Here is a 270-nt window from a genome sequence, read left to right as displayed (position 1 = left end):
CAAAGACAACAACTACGAGCCTTATCCGCTCCACCAGGTGAGACAGATTGCCTACGAGCTGTGCTATGCTGTCAAGTTCATGCACGACAATCGGCTCACTCACACCGACCTGAAGCCGGAGAACATTCTGTTCTTCGACTCCAGCCATGACATGACCTTCGACCCGCAGCGCAAGCAAGACATTCGGCACCTCAAGAACGCCGAGATTCGTCTCATCGACTTCGGTAGTGCCACCTTCGATCACGAGCACCACTCCACCATCGTTTCCAC

Annotated in this window: 1 protein-coding gene; it reads left to right on the top strand. The window is 54.1% G+C overall.

Going from position 1 to position 270, the window contains the following annotated elements:
- Positions 1–270 (top strand): protein kinase domain-containing protein (locus JEM65_RS21760; RefSeq protein ID WP_199603858.1); only part of this gene is annotated, 270 nt, incomplete at both ends.

Origin of the sequence: Gelidibacter salicanalis (assembly GCF_016469035.1) — a bacterium.
Taxonomy (GTDB): domain Bacteria; phylum Bacteroidota; class Bacteroidia; order Flavobacteriales; family Flavobacteriaceae; genus Gelidibacter; species Gelidibacter salicanalis_A.
The sequence above is the reverse complement of the archived record's forward strand: the minus strand, read 5'-3'. Positions and strand labels throughout refer to the sequence as shown.